The sequence below is a fragment of the Ensifer sp. 4252 genome, from assembly GCF_050434565.1.
Lineage (GTDB): Bacteria > Pseudomonadota > Alphaproteobacteria > Rhizobiales > Rhizobiaceae > Ensifer.
Genome location: NZ_JBNDIU010000001.1, coordinates 978,837 through 993,044 on the forward strand (window position 1 = coordinate 978,837; position 14,208 = coordinate 993,044).

Consider the following 14,208-nt stretch of genomic DNA (forward strand, 5'->3'; position numbering starts at 1 on the left):
TTTGAGGCGCCGTTGATTGATGCACGCTATATAATCGATCCGCTTGTGCATTGCAATAAAATTGTGCAGTGCACAAAATCACCGGCGTTAACCCTTCGCAATGAAAGGGGTGAGCGAGAGGCGCGGATTGCTGGACCCTCAGCCGCTCGGCGGGTATTAATAGAGTGTTAACGTACCAGCGATCCGTCAATAGGCCCGTCCATGCCCGCAAGACAGTACCCCTTCATCGACATTGCCGTGCATGAGCGGGTGCGCGAACATTTTGCGCGCGGCGATGCGGCGATCCTGTTTTCGAGGGACCTTAGCCGCGTTCTCTGGGCCAACGATCAGGGTGCCGCCTTCTTCGGCGCAGACTCGATCTACGACTTCATCGACACGGGCCCCAATGCGAACGACCTGTCGGCGCGCCAGTTGAAGGCGGCTGCAACGCAGCTCGGTTCGGTCGGCGACCGTCGTCAGCTTTTGATGCGCATTGCCTCGGGCTTTCGCAGCGTACCGCTCAATACGGCCGTGGAACTGATCCGTGTCCGGCCGGACGAGCTGGGCGTGCTGTTCACCGCACCTCATTCCGGTAAGCCGCTTTCGACGGAGGATCGCGCAGCGCGCATGATCGCCGGCCTCGACGGTCCCGACACGCACATGGCCGTGCTCGATGCCGGCGGCGCGATCGTCGCCCAGTCGCCAGGCTTTGCCAATCTCGGCATGTCCGACGAGACGCGCCGCCAACTCGTTGCCGCCGTTGCCCGCGACCATGACTGGCTGATCAAGCGTCCGGTCGCCACGGCAAAGGGACACCTGCCCGCCGCCATCGGCAAGATCGCCGATGGGCCGGCGCTTCATCTTCTCTTCGCGGTGGAAACCATCTTGGGCAACCTCGATCCGGATGACGCACCGGCGGAAGCTGTCTTGCCGCCAGCAGCCGTTGCGGACGTCGTCGAGGCCGATGTTGTTACCGGCGACGCACCCGCTGTCGTCGAAACGGACGCAGCCGTGGCTGCCGCTGCAGTAGAAACGGTCGACGCTCAATCGGCTCCCGCCGAGTTGGCCTCGACGGATGAGCAGATCGTCGCTGAAAGCGAAATCGAGCAGCCGCTTGCAGAGGCCGACGATGTCGTGGCGGCGGTCGAAGCCAAGAAACTCTCGATCGACCTCATCGCCGACGCCGATGTCGAGACGCCAGTGGAAACAGCGACCGCCGAGGCATCAGATGCAGCCCAGGAACAGACGGACGCCACGCCAGAAAGCGCGGAGCAGTTGCCGTCCTCCGAGACGGCACCTGCCGCCGAGGTAGCGCCTGTCCCCGATGCTACACCGGTTGAACCGCCCGAACACAAAGGCGCCCCTATCGGCGCTCAGTCCGACTTCGCCTTTGCGACCGGCGGGCGGGCGGTGCGGTTCGTCTGGAAAATCGACGCGGAAGGACAGTTCAGCGAAATCTCGGAGGAGTTTTCCTCCGCCGTCGGGCCGAAGGCCGCCGACGTGATCGGTGTTAGCTTCGCCTCGCTTGCCGCGCGCTATGGTCTCGACCCCGACAACAAGATCAACGAACTCTTGCACCGCCGCGACACCTGGTCCGGCAAGACGATTTTCTGGCCGGTTGAAGGCACGAGCCTCAAGGTTCCGGTCGACCTCGCCGCCCTGCCCACCTACTCGCGCTCGCGGGAGTTCGACGGTTTCCGCGGCTTCGGCATCGTGCGCGTTGCGGACGCCATCGCGGACGAAAACGCCAACGGCCTTTCACTCGATCGTGACGAGGATGCGATTGAGGTGGTGGACATGGCCGCCTCGGCTTCGGCGGATGACCTTACAGTCGCTGCAGAGACGACCAACGAGATCCCGATCGCTGGCGAGCGTGACACCGACGAGCCCTCGCCTTTTGCTGACGAGCCGCAGCCGACCGAGACGATAGCGATCGACCAGCCTGCAGCGTCTGCCGATCCTTTCCTCGGCGAGCGGCCGGCGCTTCGCATCGTCGAGACGCCCGGACGGCGTGCTTCTGACAAGATCATCGAGCTCGAGCAACACCGCCCGGCCGGTTCGAGCGCGCTTACCCGCGGCGAACAGGCGGCGTTTCGTGAAATCGCACGCCAGCTCGGCGAGAATTTTGTGGCACGCCCAGAAGCGCAAGACACCCAACCGGACGACGCTTCAGGCGACACCATCCAAGCTGAAACCGAGCAGCAAGCATCTGAAATCCTCGATGAGACAACTCTTGAGGCCGCGTCGAGCGAGCCCGAACTCGAAACGCCGGAGGCTTCGAGTGAAGTGGCGGCAGCCGAGCCTCGATCCGACGAGCTGGCCGAGGCGGGCATGGATCCGGCTGCGATTGCGACCGTCGGCTTCAGCGGCGAGATCCTCGACAGCCTGCCTGTCGGCCTGCTTGTGCATCTCGGCGACGACCTGCTGCACGCCAATCCGGAATTCCTGCGGCTGACGGGCTACGACACGCTCGATGATTTCAAGGAGGAAGGCGGCATCGATGCGCTCTTTGCCAATGACGAAGAGATAGGTGACACGGAGCCCGACGGCACGATGACGCTGATCCGCAAGACCGGGCAGCTCGTTGCGGTGACGGCCCACCTGCATTCGATCCGCTGGGACGGCAAGAGCGCACTGATGCTGGCCCTGGCATCGACCGAAGCCTCGCAGCCGCATGAAAGCGAAGCGAGCCCGGTCGAAACCGCTCCGGTTCCCGTCGCCGACGAGCAGGTCGGCAAGCTCAAGACCGAAATCGACGAGCTGCGCTCGATCCTCGAGACGGCGACCGATGGTGTCGTCATCCTCGGACACGACGGCGATATCCGCTCGATCAACCGCTCGGCGAGCGCGCTCTTCAACTACGATGAGAGCGAAATCCGCGGCAAACCGTTTGCGGCGCTCTTTGCCCATGAGAGCCAGAAAGCGGTCATCGATTATCTGCAGGGCCTGTCCGGATATGGGGTTGCCAGCGTACTCAACGATGGCCGCGAAGTGATCGGCCGCGAGGCGGCCGGCGGTTTCCTGCCGCTGTTCATGACCATCGGCCGTCTGTCGGCGTCCAACGGCTATTGCGCCGTCATCCGCGATATCACCCAGTGGAAACGGACTGAGGAAGAGTTGCGCAACGCCAAGCGCGCGGCCGAGACTGCAAATGCCCACAAGACGGAGTTCCTGGCGCGCGTCAGCCACGAAATCCGCACACCGCTCAATGCGATCATCGGCTTTTCCGACATGATGGCGAGCGAGCATTTCGGCCCGGTCGGTCATCCGCGCTATATCGAATATGCTGGCGACATCGGCCGCTCAGGCCGCCATGTGCTCGATATCGTCAACGACCTGCTCGACATCTCGAAGATCGAGGCAGGCGAGATGGATCTCGATTTCGGCTCCGTCGAAATCAACGATGCGGTTTCCGAAGCGGTGTCGCTGGTGCAGCCGCAGGCAAACAGCCAGCGCGTCATCATCCGCACGTCGCTTTCGACAGCGGTGCCGAGCGTGGTTGCCGACAGCCGCTCGATCAAGCAGATCGCGCTCAACATCCTGGCGAACGCCATCCGCTTCACGCCATCGGGCGGGCAGATCGTGGTGTCGACCTCCTACGAGGCGAACGGCAGCGTGATCCTGCGTATCCGCGACACCGGCGTCGGCATGACGCGCAGCGAACTCGACCAGGCGATGAAGCCCTTCCGGCAGGTGACCACCGGTGGCCGCAAGCGCGGTGACGGCACCGGCCTCGGCTTGCCGCTGACCAAAGCCATGGCTGAAGCCAACCGCGCGCACTTCGCCATCACCTCGGCACCGAACGAGGGCACGCTGGTGGAAATCTCCTTCCCGTCACAACGCGTCTTGGCGAACTGACGACAGATGCTGTAAGGAAATGTTGACTTGGGGACGCCAGTTTGCTGGCATCCTCACGGCCATTTCTACTGCATAATCCTCCCCTTAAAATCGGAGTCGAATTACGGGGAGGATTATGCAGCGAGTTTCAAGTGTTACAGCGTCCTTAGAGCGTCATGTCCGACGCGCGGCGCTGTAACCGTTTCGCTCCGGATCAGATCGATTGCAGTCCACGTCACAAAGCCTCAAGCGGCGCCGCACCGGCGCGAGAACCGGCCTTTCGCATCCGCTACTCGCCGTCTGGGCCGGGGGCGCTTCGTTGATCGTGCTGATGCCGATCCTCGCCATTGCATGGCTGGCGATCTCTGGCGGCGGCGCCGACTGGCCGCATCTCATGCAGAACGTCATCCCGCGCGCCACCATCCGCACGTTGATGCTGATCGCGTTGACCGGTGCCGCCACCGCCGTCGTCGGCATCTTGACCGCATGGCTGGTGGCGAGTTGCGAGTTTCCGCTGCGCCGGTTTCTGTCTGCCGCCCTGGTGCTGCCGCTCGCCATTCCCGCCTATCTCGCGGCCTATGCCTTCGGTGAGCTGTTCACCTTCACCGGGCCGGTGCAGGGGCTGATCCGTGCCATCTTCGGTTTCAAGACCAGCCGCGACTACTGGTTTCCCGATATCCGCTCGCTCGGCGGCGCCGTCCTGGTGCTGAGCTCCGTGCTCTATCCCTATATCTATCTCGCCTGCCGCTCGATGTTCCTGATGCAGGGGCGCGCGGCGGCCGACGTTGCCCGCACGCTCGGCGCCGGGCCACTCAAGGTGTTTTTCCGCATCCAGATCCCGATGGCACGACCGGCGATCATGATCGGCCTGACGCTGGTGGCGATGGAGACGCTGAACGACATCGGCGCCGTCGAATTCCTCGGCGTGCAAACGCTGACATTCTCGATCTTCGACACCTGGCTCAACCGCGGCAGCCTTGCCGGCGCGGCGCAAATCGCCTGCATCATGCTCGTTTTCGTCATCGGCCTGATGATGATCGAGCGGGCGGCGCGGCGCAGGCAGCGCTTCTCCAGCCAGAAGACGACATCGGCAGTCCATGATGCCAGCAGGCTTTCGCTTTCCGGCTGGAAGAAATGGACCGCGACATCGGTCTGCCTGCTTCCGGTCCTCTCCGGCTTCGCAGTCCCGTTCCTGATCCTCGGCAATTACGCGCTGAAGCGGCTCGATCAATTCATCGAGCCGCGCCTGTTGAACGCGCTCTTCCATAGCATTCTGGTTTCCGGTTCCACCGCGCTGGTCACGGTGCTGCTCGGCTTCGTGCTTGCCTATGCGGCGCGCACCGGGCGCTCGCGCTTCACCGACACGGCCGGCCGCCTCGCCTCCTTCGGCTATGGCGTGCCCGGCACGGTTCTGGCCATCGGCGTGCTCTTCCCGCTGGCAGCACTCGACAATCTGGTTGACGCCGGCTTTCGCAGCACCTTCGGCATATCCACGGGCCTCATGATGACGGGAACGGGCTTTGCCATCATCTATGCCTGCACTGTCCGGTTCCTCACCATGGCTGAGGGCACGCTGGAAGCGGGCTTTCAGAAACTGTCGCCGCACCTCGACATGGCTGCACGGGCTCTTGGCCGCACCGGAGGGCAGACGCTGCGCACCGTGCTTCTGCCGATGATGCGCCCGGCCGTCCTGACCGCGGCCCTTCTGGTGTTCATCGAGACCATGAAGGAACTGTCGGCGACGATCATGCTGCGTCCGTTCAACTTCAACACGCTTGCGACGCTTGTCTACGAGGACGCATCGCGTGCGAAGGTCGAGGATGCATCGGTGGCTGCGATGATTATCGTCGTTGCCGGCATGATCCCCGTGATCCTGGTTTCGAGATCGATGGAACGTCGGCCCTAAAGCATTTTCAGGAAAAGTGCGAAGCGGTTTTCCGTCAGGAAATGCGCAAAAACAAAGAGGTAGAGCGTTTCCGCAGCGTCGACCGAAACGTTCTGACGCGCCATCCCGAAGGCAAAAAAAGAGGTGGCTGGGAGGCCACCTCGACAATTCAATGCTAAACCAACAAATGCTCGAGAAGTAATGACATCATGTCTGCGGCGGCATCGCTGCCAGGCGCCGACCACTCATAGGCCGGCCTCAAGTTGGCATGACCATGCGCCCCCAATCGTAAACAAGACCTTACCAGCCGATCCGACAATTTTAGGGATTTATCAGCAAGTCTGAAGCCTTGGTTAATTCCGAAAGCGCGAACAAGTTAACGGCCCCTCAATTTTTGAGGGCATCGAGCCCGGCAAAAAGGTCGAGCGCTTCCGGGTTGGCGAGCGCCTCCTTGTTCTTGACCGGGCGGCCATGCACGACGTCGCGGACCGCCAGTTCGACGATCTTGCCGGACTTCGTGCGCGGAATATCGGCAACGGCGATGATCTTCGCCGGCACGTGGCGGGGCGATGCACCGGTGCGGATACGGTTCTTGATCGCCTTCTCCAATTGCTCATCGAGCGAGGCGCCGGATGCCATGCGCACGAACAGCACGACGCGGACGTCGTCTTCCCAATCCTGCCCGATGCAGAGCGCTTCGGCCACCTCTTCCATCTGTTCGACCTGATTGTAGATCTCCGCCGTACCGATGCGCACGCCGCCGGGATTGAGCGTCGCGTCGGAGCGGCCATGGATGACGATGCCGCCATGCGACGTCCATTCGGCAAAGTCGCCATGGCACCAGACGTTGTCAAAACGTTCGAAATAGGCGGCGCGGTATTTGACGCCTTCGGGGTCGTTCCAGAACATCACCGGCATCGACGGGAATGCCTTGGTGCAGACGAGTTCGCCCTTTTCGCCGCGCACGGAGCGGCCCTCATCATCCCAGACATCCATTGCCAGTCCGAGACCCGGGCCCTGGATTTCGCCGCGCCACACAGGCTTCAGCGGATTGCCGAGCACGAAGCATGAGACGATGTCGGTGCCGCCGGAGATCGACGCAAGCTGGACGTCCTGCTTGATGCCCTCATAGACGAAGGTGAAGCCTTCGGGCGACAGCGGCGAGCCGGTCGAGGTCAAGAGCCGCAGGTGGGAAAGGTCGTGGGTCTTTGCCGGCTCGAAACCGCCTTTGCGGACCGCGTCGATGTACTTTGCCGACGTGCCGAAGACGGCAAACGTTTCTTCCGCCGCATAATCGAAGAGCACGTTTCCATCAGGGTAGAACGGCGAGCCGTCGAACAGGCAAAGCGTCGCGCCGACCGCGAGGCCCGAGGCGAGCCAGTTCCACATCATCCAGCCGCAGGTGGTGAAATAGAAAAGCTTCTCGCCGTCGCCGAGCCCGCAGTGGAAGCGATGCTCCTTCAAATGCTGCAGCAGCGTGCCGCCGGCCGAATGAACGATGCACTTCGGAACACCCGTGGTCCCGGAGGAGAACAACACATAGAGCGGATGGCTGAACGGCAAGCGCTCGAAGGTGAGCGCCTTGGTCTCGAACGGAGCGATGAAGTCTTCTAGCGTCACGCCTTCGGCGATCGAAGCCGCCAGAACTCTGCTTTCGCCCGCATAGGGAACGATGAGGGCCGGAACGCCGAGAGCCGCGGAAACTGCGCGAACCTTGGCATCGACGTCCTGGCGTTTGCCGTTGTACCAATAGCCGTCGCAGGCGATGAACAGTTTCGGCGAGATCTGGCCGAAGCGATCAAGAACACCCTGCTCGCCGAAATCGGGAGAACTGGACGACCAGATCGCACCGATCGACGCGGTCGCCAGCATGAGAGCGATCGTTTCGGGCATATTGGGCATCATGGCGGCGACGCGGTCACCCTTGCCGATGCCGCGCGCTTTCAGCGCCTGCTGCAGCCGCGAGACCAGCGCGCGCAGGTCATCCCAGGAAAGCCGGTAGCTGACCTTGTCCTCGCCGCGGAAAACGAGCGCATCGCCACCGCCGGCGCGCCGCAGCAGGTTCTCGGCAAAATTCAGCGACGCCTCGGGAAAGAACCGGGCGTCGAGCATGCGATCGCCGTTGACCAGAGCCGTCGCGCCACGATCGCCGATGACTTCGCAATGCTCCCAGACCGCCGTCCAGAAATCGCCGCGTTCGGCAACCGACCACGCGTGAAACGCGTCGTAATCGGCAAAGTCTTTGCCGAAGCGCTCACCGCACCAAGCGATGAACTGCGCCATCGGGCTGTGCTCGCGGATCTCTGGACCGGGAACCCACAAAGGTTGCTCAGACTGCATGCTTTCCTCCACTCCTACTCCGCGCCATCTATACCATGCTGCAACGCAAAATAAACAGCAGGGGACCCCGCTCCGGCATCGCATTGGCGACATTTCCATGTCGTCCGCATTTGATTTATGCGGGCCGAAAGCCTATCCAAGCAGCGTGATCCCAAGAGATGGGCAACCTGGCGGAAATGAAAAGAAAAATCCTGCATATGATGGGTAAATCACGCCTTTGGTCACGGCTTCGTCGTCGCCATTTCCTCTGGCCGGCGGCGATCGGCATCGTGCTGGCCCTCGGATACAACGCGGCCCTGCCGCTCGTGATCTCGACGACGGACGTGCGGCCGACAATGGAGCGCATGCTCGACGCCTGGTCGGGTGGCAAGAGCAGGATTACCGGCGAGCCGGACATCCGTTTCTGGCCGAACCCGACGCTGACATTACATGGAGCCACGATCGAGACGACCGACGGCAATCCCCGAACACTCGCCCGGATCGGCAGCATCACGGCAGCCTTCAGCCTCGTTTCCGCGCTTCGCGGCGAACCGGCACTCGAAGACATCCGCCTCATCGAGCCGGTGGTGACGCTGGAGCGTGGGATCGACGGCACGCTCAACTGGGAACGGCCGCGCTGGCTTGCGCCGCTAGAGGCGAAAGCCGACAGCGACGACACACCCTTCGGCGATATCACGATCGAAAATGGCCGCCTGCAGGTCTTCGATCGGACGACCAACTATGCGCGCGAGTTTCCCGGCATATCCGGCACCGTGAAGTGGCCGTCCTTTGCCGGGCGCCTGAATGCGCGACTGTCGAGCATGATCGGCGGGCAGGCCGTGAGCTGGACGTTGGCCTGCGACGAGCCGCTGACGCTTTTGGCCGGCCGCAACACGACGCTAAACACATCGCTGACCTCGCCCCCCCTCAACTTCTCCTTCGAAGGCGTCGGCAACCTGTCGATGAAACCATTCGCCTCCGGCCGGCTCCAGGTTTCAACCGCTTCGCTGCCGGCGCTTGCCGCCTGGTTCGAGGGGGCCTCGCATGAGGAGCTGCCCGAGAGCAGCTTCAATCTCAATGCCAATGTCACGACCGGGGACGCGACGCTGAAGCTGGACGACCTGCAACTGGCGATCGGCGGCGCGACGGCGACCGGCGTGCTCGACGTTGTCGCTCCCGCCGACGACACGCCGCGCGTCGAGGGCACGCTCGCCTTCGACAGGATCGACCTCAACGGACTGCAACCGCTTTTTGCGCAGCTTCCGGTCGATCCCGAAGAACTCGCCAAGCATATGACGGACGCTTTCGCCCGCACCTGGCGCGTCGACGTGCGCCTTTCGACGCAGGAAGCAGCGATTGGCCCATTGCGGCTGACCGACGTGGCGGCCGGCGTCATGGTCGATCACGGGCGGGCGTCACTCGATATCGGCGACAGCACCTATGCCAATGGCAGGCTCAGCGGCCGCCTTGTGCTGTCGGAAGCGGGCTTGACGCGTGGCGGCAAGCTCGAGCTGCTTCTCAAGGACGCGGATCTTGCGGCCGCCGTCGCCGACTTCGGCTTCACAGGCCCCGTGCCGACGGGACGCGGCAACGTCAACCTCGACCTGGCGACCGATCAGCCGTTCTGGACGCCGCAGGCAGCCGACGCATCCGGACGCCTGACCTTGTCGCTTGCCAACGGCAGACTATCCGAATTCGACGCCGATGCCTTCTCGAACCTGGTCCGCAAGGGTGAGTTCTTCTCGCTGTCGCAGGCCAGCAGCGGCACGTTCGATTTTCAGCGGGCCGACATCGAGGCGCGTTTCAGCGACGGATCGGCCCGGTTGAACCGCGCAACCTTTACCGGGCCAACGGGCAGCCTGTCGGTCAACGGCGTCATACCTTATCGCAGCGGCAGCCTGGCTCTTGCCGGAACCTTTACCGACGCAACGAATGCAGCCCAGCGATTGCGGTTCTTCGTCGGCGGCTCCTGGCCGAATGCGGTGATCTCGCCACTTTCCGTTCTCGGCGAGCCCAACTGAAACGGCCGGCGCTTTAAAGTACCGGCCGTTCTCTTGAAAACTGAGCTGAGCTCTACTGCGCGAAAGCGGCGCGCTCGTCCTTCTCCCGTTGGGCCTCACGCTGTTTGGTGACAACAGAGGCAACGACGACGCCGATCGCGACAATGCCGATCAGGATCGTGCAGATCGCGTTGATTTCAGGCGTCACCCCGAGGCGAACCTGACTGTAGATCTTCATCGGCAACGTGGTGGCGCCAGGGCCGGTGGTGAAGCTCGAGATCACGAGATCGTCGAGCGACAGCGTGAAGGCCAGTACCCAGCCGGAAAAGACCGCCGGCGCAATCACCGGCAGAGTGATCGCAAAGAAGGTCCTGACCGGGGTCGCGCCCAGATCCAGTGCCGCCTCTTCGATCGACTGGTCGAAGCTCAGGAGCCGCGACTGCACCACGACAGCAACGAAGCACATGGTGAAGGTGATGTGCGCAAGGGTGATCGTCCAGAAGCCACGGTCGAGCCCGATGGCAACGAACAGCAGCAGCAGCGACAGGCCGGTGATCACTTCAGGCATGACGAGCGGCGCATAGACCATGCCGGAAAACAGCATGCGACCGCGAAAGCGCGTGTAGCGCACCAGCGCGAGCGCCGCCAAAGTCCCGAGCACCGTTGCGCACGTGGCCGAGATCAGCGCGACGCGAATGGTGACCCAGGCCGCATCGAGAAGCGCCTGATTGTGCCAGAGCTGCGCGTACCACTTGGTCGAAAACCCGGCCCATACCGTGACGAGCTTCGATTCGTTGAACGAGAAGATCACCAAAAGCACGATCGGCAGATAGAGAAAGCCAAAGCCGAGCACGATCGAGGCAATGTTGAAGCGTGACCAGTTGCCCATGACCTACCTCCCCTCGCCGTCGGCTTTGGCCTGCGCGTTCTGGAAGAACACGATCGGGATCACCAGGATCAAAAGCAGGATCGTCGCAACCGCCGAAGAGACCGGCCAGTCGCGGTTGGCGTTGAACTCGTTCCACAGCGTCTTGCCGATCATCAGCGTTTCCGATCCGCCGAGCAGATCCGGGATGACGAACTCGCCGACAGCCGGGATAAAGACGAGCAGGCAGCCGGCAACGACACCGGCCAGCGACAGCGGGAACGTGACGCGCCAGAAGGCAGAGAAGGGCGTGCAGCCAAGATCCAGCGCCGCTTCCGTCAGGGTGTGGTCCATCTTCTCCAGCGACGAATAGATCGGCAGCACCATGAACGGCAGGTAGGAATAGACGATGCCGATATAGATCGCCCAGTTGGTGTTGAGGATGATCAGCGGCTGGTCGATGACATTGATGCTCATCAGGAACTGGTTGAGCAGTCCTTCCGGCTTCAGGATGGCGATCCAGGCGTAAACACGGATCAGAAAGCTGGTCCAGAACGGCAGGATCACCAGCATCAACAGCGTCGGGCGGATCGATTTCGGCGCCTTGGCCATGCCGTAGGCAACGGGATAGGCGATCATCAAGGTCAGCACCGTCGAGATGCCGGCGATGATGACGCTCGACACATAGGCGTTGAAGTAGAGAACGTCCTCGGTCAGCCAGACGTAGTTGTCGAGCGAGAACTCCCGCGCCTTTTCCATGATGCCGGAAAGGCCGCCGACGAGATCGAAGACCGGCGTATAGGGCGGCATCGCCACTGCAGTCTGCGACAACGAGATGCGAAAGACGATGAAGAAGGGGATCAGGAAGAAGAACAGCAGCCAGGCGTAAGGGATGATGATGACGAGGCGGCTGAAGAGGGCTGATGCGACTCTCGCCATGGCTTCAATCCTTCAAGACGACGCCGGCGTCTTCGCCGAACGAAATCCAGACCTGCTGGTCGTAGCCGAAGGGATCTTCGACTGCGCGCACCGCATTCAACGACGACGCCTTCACGACCCTTCCATCCTTCAATCTGATGTGGAAGACGGTCATGTCGCCGAGATAGCCGATGTCCCAAATCTCACCCTCGACGGCATTGACCGGCGCGTGCGTCGGTGGCTGCCGGGTGACACGGATCTTTTCCGGGCGAATGGCGACCGCGGCCTTGGCGCCGGCGGCCGGCTTCTCGGACGATGCCATGCGGATGGGAAAGCCGTTGCCGGTTTCAATGCTGAGATAGCCGTTTTCGGCGGTAGCGACGGTTCCGTCGAAGATATTCACGTCACCGATGAAATCGGCGACGAAGCGCGAATTGGGCGCCTCGTAGATTTCCGCCGGCGTTGCCACCTGCGCGACCTTGCCGTGGCTCATGACGGCGATGCGGTCGGCCATCGTCATCGCTTCTTCCTGGTCGTGCGTGACCACGACGAAGGTCAGCCCGAGCTCCTGCTGGAGGTCCATCAGTTCGAACTGGGTTTCCTCGCGCAGCTTCTTGTCGAGCGCGCCGAGCGGCTCGTCGAGCAGCAGCACCTTCGGCCGCTTGGCGAGCGAGCGCGCCAGCGCGACACGCTGACGCTGGCCGCCGGAAAGTTGGTGCGGCTTGCGCTTGGCAAACTTCTCGAGCTTCACCAGCTTGAGCATCTGGCCGACGCGCTCGGCGATGTCGGCCTTCGGCATGCCGTCCTGCTTGAGGCCGAAGGCGATGTTGGTCTCAACGGTCATATGCGGAAACAGCGCATAGGACTGGAACATCATGTTGACCGGCCGCTTATAGGGCGGAATGCCGGCAAGGCTCTGACCGTCGAGGATGATCTCCCCCGAGGTCGGCTGCTCGAAACCCGCCAGCATGCGCAGCAGCGTCGACTTTCCGCAGCCCGATGCACCCAGGAGAGCAAAGAATTCGCGCGTGTAGATATTGAGCGAAAGGTCGTCGACGGCGGTGAAATCGCCGAATTTCTTGGTGACGTTCTTGACGGAAATGAATGGCTTGGAAGCGGGATCCGCCCAGGGGGCGAAAGAGCGCCTGATACTGCCGAGTGACTTCATCATCTATCCCCGAATGATACAGCCGATGGGCACTCTCGTTTTCCCCGGTGCCCCTTTAAGAAAATTGCCCGGATTTTGAGGTCCGGGCAATTCGTTTCGCTCTTACTGGCCGGTGACGACCTTTGTCCAGAGCCGGGTCAGCACCCTCTGCTCCTTCGCCTCAAACGGCGTGACGGTGAAAAGTTTCTGCATCACATCATCAGTGGGGTAGATGGCGGTGTCTTCGAGAACAGCCTTGTCCAGGAACTGCTGCGAAGCCTTGTTGCCGTTGGCGTAGAAGACATAGTTCGACGCCTTGGCGACAACCTCCGGCTTCATCATGTAGTTGACGAACTCATGCGCTTCGGCGACATGCGGAGCGTCTGCCGGAATGGCGAGCATGTCGAACCACATCTGCGCACCCTGCGAGGGGATCGCATAATCGACCGTCACGCCAGCCTTGGCTTCGGCAGCACGGTCCCGAGCCTGAAAGACGTCGCCGGAAAAGCCGACCGCGAGGCAGATATCGCCATTGGCGAGGGCGTTGATATATTCCGACGAGTGAAACTTGCGGATATTGGGGCGAACGCTGGCAAGCAGTTCAGCCGCCTTTTCAAGATCGGCTGCTTCGTGGCTATCCGGATTGAGACCGAGATAGGCGAGCGCCGACGGCATCACGTCCGTCGGAGAATCGAGAACATGGATGCCGCAATCCTTGAACTTGGCGGCCAGTTCCGGCTTGAAGATGACATCCCAGTTGGGCTTCTCGTCGGTGCCGAGAATTTCCTTCATCTTGTCGACGTTGTAGCCGATGCCGGTGGTGCCCCACATATAGTCGACGGCATATTCGTTGCCCGGATCGTACTTGGCCGTACGTTCCATGATCACGTCCCACATATTGGCGAGGTTCGGGAGCTTGGACTTGTCGAGCTTCTGGAACACGCCGGCTGCGATCTGGCGCTGCAGGAAGGTCGCCGTCGGCACGACGACGTCATAGCCCGAGCCGCCCGCGAGCAACTTGGTTTCGAGGATCTCGTTGGAATCGAAGACGTCGTAGACGACCTTGATGCCCGTTTCCTTGGTGAAGTCTTCCAGAATGCTGCTGTCGATGTAATCCGACCAGTTATAGACGTTGACCACCCGCTCCTGCGCCGAAGCGAGCATGGTCGAGCCGGCCAGCATGACCGTCGCCATGGTTGTAACGATGAATTTGGACATGCAGTTCCCTCGTTATTATCGGTCCGGACAAGGCCGCCCC

The 14,208-nt window shown here is 62.0% G+C and carries 8 protein-coding genes; 3 read left to right on the forward strand and 5 right to left on the reverse strand.

Translation table 11 applies throughout. The features are described 5' to 3' along the window. The first annotated feature begins 201 nt into the window (after nt 1-201). Both ABIE33_RS04845 and ABIE33_RS04850 read left to right on the forward strand, forming a co-directional pair. Nucleotides 202-3,837, forward strand: a complete 3,636-nt coding sequence (locus ABIE33_RS04845; RefSeq protein WP_429122060.1) for an ATP-binding protein — start codon at nt 202-204, stop codon at nt 3,835-3,837. 202 nt (nt 3,838-4,039) lie between these two features. Then, on the forward strand, nt 4,040-5,722 hold the full coding sequence (locus tag ABIE33_RS04850) for an ABC transporter permease (protein ID WP_429122063.1): 1,683 nt from the start codon (nt 4,040-4,042) through the stop codon (nt 5,720-5,722). Nucleotides 5,723-6,088: 366 nt separating this feature from the next. Here ABIE33_RS04850 and ABIE33_RS04855 read toward each other — a convergent pair whose 3' ends face one another. Continuing rightward, nucleotides 6,089-8,041, reverse strand: a complete 1,953-nt coding sequence (locus ABIE33_RS04855; RefSeq protein ID WP_429122066.1) for an acetoacetate--CoA ligase — start codon at nt 8,039-8,041, stop codon at nt 6,089-6,091. A gap of 176 nt (nt 8,042-8,217) precedes the next feature. Between ABIE33_RS04855 and ABIE33_RS04860 the strand changes: the two genes are divergently transcribed. Continuing rightward, nucleotides 8,218-10,041: an AsmA family protein gene (locus tag ABIE33_RS04860; RefSeq protein WP_429122069.1), complete on the forward strand. Its 1,824-nt coding sequence runs from the start codon at nt 8,218-8,220 to the stop codon at nt 10,039-10,041. Nucleotides 10,042-10,093: 52 nt separating this feature from the next. On the opposite strand, the gene ABIE33_RS04865 is transcribed toward ABIE33_RS04860, so the two are convergent. From ABIE33_RS04865 to ABIE33_RS04880, 4 genes are all read right to left on the reverse strand, one after another. Further along, the gene (locus tag ABIE33_RS04865) at nt 10,094-10,909 is read right to left on the reverse strand and encodes an ABC transporter permease (protein ID WP_025425984.1); all 816 of its coding nucleotides are present in this window, start codon (nt 10,907-10,909) and stop codon (nt 10,094-10,096) included. Nucleotides 10,910-10,912: 3 nt separating this feature from the next. Continuing rightward, a complete protein-coding gene (locus ABIE33_RS04870) occupies nt 10,913-11,824 on the reverse strand; it encodes an ABC transporter permease subunit (protein WP_429122071.1) in 912 nt (303 codons plus the stop codon). A 4-nt stretch (nt 11,825-11,828) separates the two neighbouring features. Beyond that, on the reverse strand, nt 11,829-12,971 hold the full coding sequence (locus ABIE33_RS04875) for an ABC transporter ATP-binding protein (RefSeq protein WP_429122073.1): 1,143 nt from the start codon (nt 12,969-12,971) through the stop codon (nt 11,829-11,831). A 102-nt stretch (nt 12,972-13,073) separates the two neighbouring features. Continuing rightward, nucleotides 13,074-14,168, reverse strand: coding sequence for a polyamine ABC transporter substrate-binding protein (locus tag ABIE33_RS04880; protein WP_429122075.1), 1,095 nt, complete (start codon nt 14,166-14,168; stop codon nt 13,074-13,076). Nucleotides 14,169-14,208: the final 40 nt, after the last annotated feature.